Below are 9217 nucleotides of genomic sequence, written 5' to 3'. Positions count from 1 at the left end.
ATCGCGAGCTGCGCTCGCTCCTACGTTTGTTTCGGGCCAGTCACGCCTGTGAGGGCGCGCGCGGCCGCCCTGTTTGTACGCCATGATATCGCGCCATGCGCCAAGGCGGTCGCGCGGCTGGCCTCACACGTCCAATACCACCTCACCCAAATGCCCCCCAAAGGGCCCGAAACTGCGCTCTACCATCCGCCGCCTACCCTCGGCATCCACAATCAGCACTGTGCTCGCCCGGGTGCCGTAGTTCTGGCTGGCGATGAACACGCTGGACAGCAACCTCTCCGTTGCCACCCCCACGCCTGTCTCCGGTAATTCACCGTCAGCAGCAGGCTGGTTATCCGCCAGCAATGCCAGCAGCACATCCGGCTCTGCCGTTTCCAAAAGATTTTCCAGCCGGCTGCGTGCCTTCACCAACTTTGGCCACGGAGTATCCAGGCCTGCATTGGAAAGCCCGTAGACCCCAGCCCCCAGCAGGCGCGGAGCAGCCTCGCGGGCATTCACATAGCCCAGCCGCTGCCCATCACCTACCAACAGGTTGAACCCGGAATACTGGCCGCTACGGCCGGCCACCTCGTCCAGGTAGGCCTCAACCCCCAGTTCACCCTGCAGGTAAGCCGCTACCAGTTCGCCCCGTGAGCGGGGGCCAAGGGGCTGGCCGGGGTCACGAATGTTGGTCAGCGCTGCGAACCGCCCCCGGGGCCCCACACCCAACCAGGTTCCACCCGCTTCTAGGTCGCGGCCGGCATGCACGCCGGGTGCATCGTCCCATGGGGCAAGGGCCTGGGTAGGGCGGGCATAGAACTCGTCGCGGTTGCCCGCCACGATCAGCGGCAGGGCATGCCCTGGCCGCCAGGCGAATACGATCAGGCACATGGGCCCGGCCTCCCTGTTTTCTGCCACTGTACCCAGGGTAACAATGCAGATCCATCGTGATGCAGAGTTCACTAGAGCGCCAAGGCCGGCTTCCGTTACCATGCCGGATTGATTTTTCGGGGGATGCCGAATGGAATTCGTGCTCTATCTGCTGTTGGGTGCATGCGCCGGGGTACTCGCCGGGCTGTTCGGCGTGGGGGGTGGGATCATCATCGTGCCCGTGCTGGTGTTCAGCTTCACCTTGCAGGGTTTCGATGCCTCGGTGCTGACACATCTGGCGGTCGGCACCTCACTGGCAACCATCGTCTTCACCTCGATCAACGCCGTGCTCGAACACCACCGCAAGCGCGCGGTGCAGTGGCCGATCTTCGCCTGGATGACATTGGGTATCCTGCTGGGCGCCGGTATCGGCGCCAAGACGGCCTCGTTGATCCAGGGGCCGATGCTGCAGAAGATCATCGGCGTATTCGCCCTGGTCATCGCTGTGCAGATGGCGCTGGACCTCAAGCCCAAGGCCAGCCGTGGTATCCCGGGCAAGCCTGGGCTGATCGCGGCCGGTGGCGTCATTGGCTGGGCCTCCGCCATCTTTGGCATCGGTGGGGGCTCACTGACCGTGCCGTTCCTCACCTGGCGCAGCCTGCCGATGCAGCAGGCGGTGGCCACATCGTCGGCCTGCGGCCTGCCCATTGCCGTGGCCAGTGCGCTCAGTTTCATGCTGTTGGGCTGGCACGAGGCAAACCTGCCGCCCAACAGCGTCGGGTATGTGTACCTGCCGGCACTGGTGGGTATCGCAGTCACCAGCATGTTTTTCGCACGTTTTGGCGCGCGCCTGGCTCATAGGCTGTCGCCACGCCTGCTCAAGCGCCTGTTTGCGGCACTGCTGTTCAGTGTCGGCCTGAGTTTTTTGATTTGAACCAAGAGGAAGTTACATGCTGCCTTACCCGCAGATAGACCCCGTGGCGGTGGCCCTGGGGCCATTGAAGATTCACTGGTACGGGCTGATGTACCTGGTTGGTATCGGCGGCGCCTGGCTGCTCGCCACGCGGCGCCTGAACCGCTTCGATCCCACTTGGAGCCGGGAAAAGCTCTCCGACCTGGTGTTCTGGCTGTCGATGGGGGTAATTGTCGGTGGGCGGCTGGGCTATGTATTGTTCTACGACCTGCATGCCTACCTGTCCAACCCCACCCTGATCCTTGAGGTGTGGAAGGGCGGCATGTCGTTCCACGGCGGCTTCATCGGCGTGATGCTGGCGGCGCTGTGGTTCGGCAAGCGCAACCACAAGTCGTTCTTCGAACTGATGGACTTCGTTGCCCCGCTGGTACCCATCGGCCTGGGCGCAGGGCGCATTGGCAACTTCATCAACGCCGAGCTGTGGGGCAAGCCTACCGACGTGCCTTGGGCGATGATCTTCCCGCCGTTCAGCGACCCGGCGCAGCTGCCGCGCCACCCGTCGCAGCTGTATCAGTTCGCGCTTGAAGGCGTGGCGCTGTTCGCCATTCTCTGGCTGTTCTCGCGCAAGCCACGGCCAACCATGGCGGTGTCCGGCATGTTCGCCTTGTTCTACGGCATCTTCCGCTTCATCGTGGAGTTCGTACGTGTGCCGGACGCCCAGCTGGGCTACATCGCCTGGGGTTGGCTGACCATGGGTCAGATTCTCTGCGTGCCCATGATCCTGGCTGGCATTGGCCTGATCTGGTGGGCTTATAATCGCAAGCCCACGGCGACACCCGCCTGATTAATCCCACGGCAGGGGCGATCCCCCTGCCGTATTTGCTACAGGTAAGCCATGAAACAGTATCTGGACCTGGTCCGCGACGTCATCGACAACGGCACGCTGCAGGAAAACCGCACCGGCATCCGCACCATCAGCCTGCCGGGTGCCATGCTGCGCTTCGACCTGCAAAAAGGCTTCCCCGCCATCACCACCCGCAAGCTGGCGTTCAAGTCGGCCATCGGCGAAATGGTCGGGTTCTTGCGCGGCGTACGTAACGCGGGTGAATTCCGTGAACTGGGTTGCAAGGTCTGGGACCAGAACGCCAACGAAAATGCCCAGTGGCTGGCCAACCCGTTCCGCCAGGGGCATGACGACCTGGGCGAGATCTACGGCGTGCAATGGCGCCAATGGCCGGGCTACAAACGCATCCCGCTGAGCAACCCGGCGGCCATCGAGAAAGCCGAGCTGGCAGGTTTTCGCCGCATTGCCCAGGACGAAGAAAACGGTGTGGCGTTTGTCATCCTGTACAAGGCCATCGATCAGGTGCGTCAGTGCCTGGACACCATCGCCAACGACCCGGGCAGCCGGCGCATCCTGTTCCACGGCTGGAACTGCGCCCAGCTGGATGAAATGGCGCTGCCGCCGTGCCACCTGCTGTACCAGTTCCACCCTAACGTCGAAACCCGCGAGATTTCCCTGACGTTGTACATTCGCTCCAACGACTTGGGCCTGGGCACACCGTTCAACCTGACCGAGGGCGCGGCGTTGCTGTCGCTGTTCGGCCGACTGACCGGTTACACCCCGCGCTGGTTCACGTATTTCATTGGCGATGCCCATGTGTATGAAAACCACCTGGACATGCTCAACGAGCAGCTCAAGCGTGAGCCGCTGGAGGCGCCCAAGCTGGTGATCAGCGACCGCGTGCCGGCGTTTGCCGAGACTGGCAAGTACGAGCCGCAATGGCTGGAGCAGATCGAGCCGGGTGATTTCTGGCTGCAAGGGTACGAGCACCATGCGCCGATGACAGCGCCGATGGCGGTCTAGCGTACAGAATCAGTGGCCGTGGCTTCGGCCGACATGTGAATGCTCCACATCAGGCACTGAAACCGCGCCATTGGTCTCCAGCTGTTGCAAGATCGCGCATTCTGCCCCCTGCCTGTTACAGCGGCGGCGCAGGTCCACCAGTTGCTCCTGCAACGCTACCAGGCCGTCGATGCGTGCCTGGACGTGCTCGATATGCTCGTCGATCAGCGCGTTCACGCTGCCACAGGAGGCCTGGGGGCTGTCGCGCAGTTGCAGCAGGCTGCGTATTTCTTCCAGGGTCATGTCGAGCGTGCGGCAGTTGCGGATGAACGTCAGGCGCTCCACGTGGGCCTGGGTGTATAGCCGGTAGTTGCCATCGGTGCGGGCGGGCTCCGGCAACAGTTGCTCGCGCTCGTAATAGCGGATGGTTTCTACCGCACACTCGGTTGCCTTGGCCAATTCGCCGATTTTCATCACTCATCCCCCGTAATGGCTTGACCCTATAGTGGCTACAGGGTGTTCACTTGGCAACAGGCCATTTAAGGACACCCCATGAACCAGCCTGTCAGCCACGACCACAAGCCTGATCACGACCACGGCGATCACGCCCATAGCCATGCCAGGCACAACCATGCCCCGCATGCGCACGCTTGCTGTGGCTCGCAAGCGGCGCCGGCCCTGGTACAGCTGACCGACAAGGCCAGCGACCAGGCGCAACTGAGCCGGTTCCGCATTGATGCCATGGACTGCCCTACCGAGCAGACGCTTATCCAGGACAAGCTGGGCCGCCTGGCCGGCATCGAGCAACTGGAGTTCAACCTCATCAACCGCGTGCTGGGTGTGCGTCATACCTTGCAGGGTACCGCCGAAATCGAGCGGGCCATCGACAGCCTGGGCATGAAAGCCGAGCCGCTGGGTGACGAGGATGACGGCGCTGCCACTGCCGCCCAGCCGGTGAAGAGCCGCTGGTGGCCGCTGGCCTTGTCAGGCGTGGCGGCGATCGCTGCTGAAATCGTGCACTTTGCTCAACTGGCCCCGCAATGGGTAGTGGCGGCATTGGCACTGGCGGCCATTCTGGGGTGCGGCCTTGGCACCTACAAAAAGGGCTGGATCGCCCTGAAAAACCGCAACCTCAACATCAACGCCCTGATGAGCATTGCCGTGACCGGCGCGTTGTTGATCGGCCAGTGGCCTGAAGCTGCCATGGTGATGGTGCTGTTCACCGTCGCCGAGTTGATCGAGGCTCGCTCACTGGACCGCGCACGCAATGCCATCAGCGGGTTGATGCAACTGACGCCGGACATGGCCACGGTGCAACAGGCCGACGGCCAGTGGCGTGAGGTTGATGTGCGCGAAGTGGCCATCGGCGCGCTGGTCAGGGTGCGCCCTGGTGAGCGCATCGGCCTGGATGGCGAGGTCACCAGTGGTCAGTCGAGTGTCGACCAGGCGCCGATTACGGGCGAAAGCCTGCCTGTGGAAAAGGCCGTGGGCGACAAGCTGTTCGCCGGCACCATCAACCAGGCCGGGGCGCTGGAGTTCCGCGCCACGGCGGCCGCCGGCCAGTCGACCCTGGCACGCATCATCAAGGCTGTCGAACAGGCCCAGGGCGCACGGGCGCCTACCCAGCGCTTCGTTGACCGTTTCTCGCGCATCTACACCCCGGTGGTATTCGCCATCGCGCTGGCGGTGGCGATTCTTCCGCCGCTGTTCACGGGTGGCGCCTGGTTCGACTGGATCTACCGTGCGCTGGTGCTGCTGGTGGTGGCCTGCCCCTGTGCCCTGGTGATTTCCACCCCGGTGACCATCGTCAGTGGCCTGGCCGCTGCGGCCCGCAAGGGCATCCTGATCAAGGGTGGCGTGTACCTGGAAGGGGGCCGACACCTGGATTTCCTGGCGCTGGACAAAACCGGCACCATTACCCACGGCAAGCCGGTGCAAACCGACGCCACCGTGCTGCAGCCGCTGTTCGAAGGCCGTGCCCAGGCACTGGCCGCCAGCCTGGGCGGGCGCTCCGACCACCCGGTGTCGCGTGCCATTGCACAGTTTGGCCAGGCACAAGGCGTGGCCACCCAGGAGGTGCAGGACTTCGCCGCACTGGCTGGCCGTGGCGTGCGCGGTACCATCGAGGGTCAGGTGTATCACCTGGGCAATCACCGCCTGGTGGAAGAGCTGGGGTTGTGTTCGCCCGAGCTTGAAGCCCAGCTGGACGTGCTGGAGCGCCAGGGCAAGACCGTGGTGCTGTTACTGGACAGCTCCGGCCCGCTGGCACTGTTCGCGGTGGCCGATACCGTCAAGGAAACCAGCCGTCAGGCCATTGCCGAGCTGCATGAACTGGGCATCAAGACCGTGATGCTGACCGGTGACAACCCACATACTGCCCAGGCCATTGCCGCGGTAGTGGGGATCGACCGTGCCGAGGGTAATCTGCTGCCTGCCGACAAGCTCAAAAGCATCGAAGCGCTGTATGCCGAGGGCCATCGGGTGGGTATGGTCGGTGACGGGATCAATGATGCGCCGGCCCTGGCGCGGGCCGAAGTGGGCTTCGCCATGGCCGCAGCAGGCACCGATACCGCCATCGAAACCGCCGATGTGGCGCTGATGGACGACGATTTGCGCAAGATCCCGGCCTTCATCAGGCTTTCGCGGCAAAGCGCAGCCATCCTCATGCAGAACATCGTGCTGGCATTGGGCATCAAGGCGATCTTCCTGGCCATTACCTTCGCGGGCATGGCCACCATGTGGATGGCCGTGTTCGCCGACATGGGCGTGAGTTTGCTGGTGGTGTTCAACGGCCTTCGTCTGTTGCGCAAGTAGAGGGTACTAGCGGCCTGGGGCGTTAAAGCTGCTGGGCCAGCGCGTCCAGTTGCTCTTGCCGTTGTGGCTGGTTCACTTTCGCCCCTGGGTTGAGGGTGGACCACTGCGGATGGGCACGGGCACTGACCAGCGCCTCTGGCAACTTGCCCTGCCGCCAGGCCTTTTCATCCAGCTCACCCAGAAGAATGCTGTGCTGGGCCGCATGCCCCCGGTTTTCCAGCGCCACCAGCAACTGCTGCTGACGCAGGGCCAATAAGCGCAGCACGGTATCGTCCACCGTCAGCTCACGCTTGCCCTTCAGTTTGCCCATCAGCCGTGAACCATAGCTGCGGGCTGTTTGCAGCGCGCCGCCGGCGATGGCCCCGGCCAACGCTGCAGCACCTAACGTCAGGCCGCCGACCAGCAGGTCGACCCCGGCGCCAGCTGCTGCCCCGGCCGCTACGCCACTGCCCAGGCGCACCCCCAGCAGCTTGAGGGTTTCGGGGTTGAACAGGTCGTCACCCCAGCGCCCATCGAGCAGCGGCAGGTCGTTGGCATGGGCATCCTCGCGGCGAAAGGCATACAGCTTCAACAGGGCCTCGACGCAGCGCTGTTCACGCTGGCGCACATCATCACGTAATGCCCCGATGGCCTGGGCTTCTGCCGCAGGCTCGGCCGCGACGCTGCGCCGGCATGCAGCGCAGTCCAGCAGCAGTTCGGCGATCAGGCGTTTGGCGCTTTGCCGGCGGGCCAGGCGCTGCGCCTGCTGGTCGTCGATCAGCCGCTGCAGGTTGGGGCGGGCGTTTTCCAGCAGCAGGGCCAGGCTTTCGTAGAGGCGCCGCTCACCATCCTCGGGCGGGGCCACGCTGTCGAACCGCACCAACGCGTGAAGCCCAAGCCTGGCAAGGGCTTCACGCCATTGGGGCTCGCGGTGTTGCTGGCTGGCGACAAAATTGAGCACCGGCAGCAGCGGCTTGCCGCAGCTGGCCAGTACCTCAAGCTCGTCTCGGTACTTGGCCAGCACCGGCTCGCGCGCATCAATGACGTACAGCCCGGCATCGCTTGCCAGTAATTGGCGCAGCACCTTGGCCTCCTGTTCGAAACGCTGGCGTGCTTCGCTGCCCTGCAAAAAGCGCTGCAGCCGTGCCGGGCCATCGAGCCGTTCACCGGGGCGCTCCAGGCGCTCGAGGTAGTCGAGCAGGGCGATGGCATCTTCCAGGCCGGGGGTGTCGTACAGCTCCAGCAGGGGTTCGCCGCCCACCGACAGGCGCGCCCCTTCCACGTGACGGGTGGTGCTGGGGCGGTGCGATACCTCGCCAAAGCCGACGTCACGGGTAAGCGTGCGCAGCAGCGAGGTCTTGCCGACGTTGGTGTGGCCAACCACGGCCAGTTTAAGTGGCTCAGTCATGGCCAAGCTCCAGCCAGGTCAATGGAGGCGCCTCGCCATGGTGCAGGCCAAGGCGATCAAGGGCTTCGTGCCAATCGCCCAGGCGTTGGGCGTCCACCGTCAGCCCAGGGGTTGCTGGCAGCAGCCAGACCCGCGTGCTACCGGCCGTGCGCGCCAGCTCGGCCAGCAGGGCCAGGCTACCGCGGTCAGGGGAGCGGCTTGGGTCACAGGCGATGGCCAGGCGCGCCGGGGGGAAACGGCCCAACTGTTCAAGCAGGTGGTTGCGCGACTCACGGCTGTCGAGCACGCCGGCGTCGGTCACGCCTGCGGGTAGCGCGGGTGGCCAGGGCCGCTGGTCGTCCAGCTCCAGGCCGACCAACAGGCCGCCGCTGCCGTCGCCCGGCATTTTGCCTGCCGTGAACGCCGGCAGGCTTTCAGGTGCGTCGTCCTGCACGCCCATGCGCTCGCTGTGGGGCATCAGTGCCTCGCGCAGTGACGCATAGCCGGGCAGGTTCAGGTCCAGCACCAGGCGGCTACGGCCTTGCCGCCAACGCCACAGGCACAGCCCGGCCAGCAGCAGGCGCGGGAGCAGCCCGAATACCAGCACCACACCCAGCAGCCAGCTGGCCCAGGCCTGGCGGGTCAAGGCCAGCGCCGGCAGCGTGTCGCCGCTGGCGCGGACCATGGCCGGGTCGGGTACCGCAAAGCCCAGTAGCCCAGGCAGCGCCCCCAGTGCCTGGGTCAGGGAGATGAACGGGTCGGCGGCCAGCAGGGTGGTTTCCCACACAAAGCCGTAGCGCCGGGTGGCAAGCAGTGCCAGCATCACCCCCATGGCGCTGAGCATCGCCACCAGCCACAGGCTGTTGACCAGCAGGCCCAGCACCCAGCGGTTCAGGCGCTGGCGTTGCAACAGCACCAGCAGTGCCGGCGCCAACTGCGCGGCCTTGGCATCCCTGGCAAAGCGCTCACTCAACCACAGCCAAAACCGGCCAAACACCGCACCCTGCTCGCCGCTGAGCATGAAGCCGGCGGCCCAGCCCAGCAGCATCAGCAGGTTCAGGCCAAGCAGGCTGCCCAAGGCCCAGAACACGTTCACCGGGCGTTGCCCGTCGCCCAGGGCTGCCAGCGCCAGCCCTGCACCACTGAGCACCGCCATCAGCAGCAATGCCAGCAAGGCCAGACGGGCGCCTTGTTTCCAGTGGCGCAGCGCCGTGGTCATGCCGTCGCGGTCTGCCAGCAGCAACGCACGGGTTTCCACCCGGGTCGCCAGCTCGCCGCCTTGCTGGCGGGCGCGGCGGTTGGCTTCCTGGTCTTCCAGCGGGCCGGCGTGTTCCTCGCGCAGGCGTACTGCTTCGGTAAGCCAGCGCTTGTCCAGTGGGGTGAGGGCAGTCACGAAGTCTTCCATTGCACAGGTCTGGGCAGAAGCATA

8 protein-coding genes are annotated in these 9217 nt (G+C 64.9%); 4 read left to right on the top strand and 4 right to left on the bottom strand.

Annotated elements, in window-relative coordinates:
• Nucleotides 1–123: 123 nt before the first annotated feature.
• The gene (locus tag IAE36_RS08475; protein ID WP_201211788.1) at nucleotides 124–870 is read right to left on the bottom strand and encodes an NRDE family protein; all 747 of its coding nucleotides are present in this window, start codon (nucleotides 868–870) and stop codon (nucleotides 124–126) included.
• Nucleotides 871–1000: 130 nt separating this feature from the next.
• On the opposite strand from IAE36_RS08475, the gene IAE36_RS08470 reads away from it, so the two are divergent.
• The 3 genes from IAE36_RS08470 to IAE36_RS08460 are packed head-to-tail and all read left to right on the top strand — an operon-like array spanning nucleotide 1001 to nucleotide 3629.
• On the top strand, nucleotides 1001–1783 hold the full coding sequence (locus tag IAE36_RS08470; protein ID WP_201211779.1) for a sulfite exporter TauE/SafE family protein: 783 nt from the start codon (nucleotides 1001–1003) through the stop codon (nucleotides 1781–1783).
• 16 nt (nucleotides 1784–1799) lie between these two features.
• Complete coding sequence (lgt, locus tag IAE36_RS08465) at nucleotides 1800–2606, top strand: prolipoprotein diacylglyceryl transferase (protein ID WP_201211777.1); 807 nt, start codon at nucleotides 1800–1802, stop codon at nucleotides 2604–2606.
• A gap of 51 nt (nucleotides 2607–2657) precedes the next feature.
• Entirely contained in the window at nucleotides 2658–3629 is a 972-nt protein-coding gene (locus IAE36_RS08460; protein ID WP_201211775.1) for a thymidylate synthase, read from the top strand.
• A gap of 9 nt (nucleotides 3630–3638) precedes the next feature.
• Here the strand turns inward: IAE36_RS08460 and cadR are convergent, their stop codons facing one another.
• Nucleotides 3639–4082: a cadmium resistance transcriptional regulator CadR gene (cadR, locus tag IAE36_RS08455; RefSeq protein ID WP_028632081.1), complete on the bottom strand. Its 444-nt coding sequence runs from the start codon at nucleotides 4080–4082 to the stop codon at nucleotides 3639–3641.
• A 78-nt stretch (nucleotides 4083–4160) separates the two neighbouring features.
• On the opposite strand from cadR, the gene IAE36_RS08450 reads away from it, so the two are divergent.
• Complete coding sequence (locus tag IAE36_RS08450) at nucleotides 4161–6422, top strand: heavy metal translocating P-type ATPase (protein WP_201211773.1); 2262 nt, start codon at nucleotides 4161–4163, stop codon at nucleotides 6420–6422.
• Between the two features lie 22 nt (nucleotides 6423–6444).
• On the opposite strand, the gene IAE36_RS08445 is transcribed toward IAE36_RS08450, so the two are convergent.
• Nucleotides 6445–7809: a GTPase/DUF3482 domain-containing protein gene (locus IAE36_RS08445; RefSeq protein ID WP_028632079.1), complete on the bottom strand. Its 1365-nt coding sequence runs from the start codon at nucleotides 7807–7809 to the stop codon at nucleotides 6445–6447.
• On the bottom strand, nucleotides 7802–9193 hold the full coding sequence (locus IAE36_RS08440) for a DUF2868 domain-containing protein (protein ID WP_201211771.1): 1392 nt from the start codon (nucleotides 9191–9193) through the stop codon (nucleotides 7802–7804). The genes IAE36_RS08445 and IAE36_RS08440 overlap by 8 nt, the downstream gene beginning before the upstream one ends.
• Nucleotides 9194–9217 lie beyond the last annotated feature (24 nt).

The organism is Pseudomonas sp. S36 (genome assembly GCF_016647875.1).
In the GTDB taxonomy this organism is placed as follows: Bacteria; Pseudomonadota; Gammaproteobacteria; order Pseudomonadales; family Pseudomonadaceae; genus Aquipseudomonas; species Aquipseudomonas parafulva.
The sequence above is the reverse complement of the archived record's forward strand: the minus strand, read 5'-3'. Positions and strand labels throughout refer to the sequence as shown.

Coding starts and splice junctions, on each gene's coding strand:
- IAE36_RS08475 (WP_201211788.1), bottom strand. CDS start 870: ATGTGCCTGATCGTATTCGCCTGGCGGCCAGGGCATGCCCTGCCGCTG.
- IAE36_RS08470 (WP_201211779.1), top strand. CDS start 1,001: ATGGAATTCGTGCTCTATCTGCTGTTGGGTGCATGCGCCGGGGTACTC.
- lgt (WP_201211777.1), top strand. CDS start 1,800: ATGCTGCCTTACCCGCAGATAGACCCCGTGGCGGTGGCCCTGGGGCCA.
- IAE36_RS08460 (WP_201211775.1), top strand. CDS start 2,658: ATGAAACAGTATCTGGACCTGGTCCGCGACGTCATCGACAACGGCACG.
- cadR (WP_028632081.1), bottom strand. CDS start 4,082: ATGAAAATCGGCGAATTGGCCAAGGCAACCGAGTGTGCGGTAGAAACC.
- IAE36_RS08450 (WP_201211773.1), top strand. CDS start 4,161: ATGAACCAGCCTGTCAGCCACGACCACAAGCCTGATCACGACCACGGC.
- IAE36_RS08445 (WP_028632079.1), bottom strand. CDS start 7,809: ATGACTGAGCCACTTAAACTGGCCGTGGTTGGCCACACCAACGTCGGC.
- IAE36_RS08440 (WP_201211771.1), bottom strand. CDS start 9,193: ATGGAAGACTTCGTGACTGCCCTCACCCCACTGGACAAGCGCTGGCTT.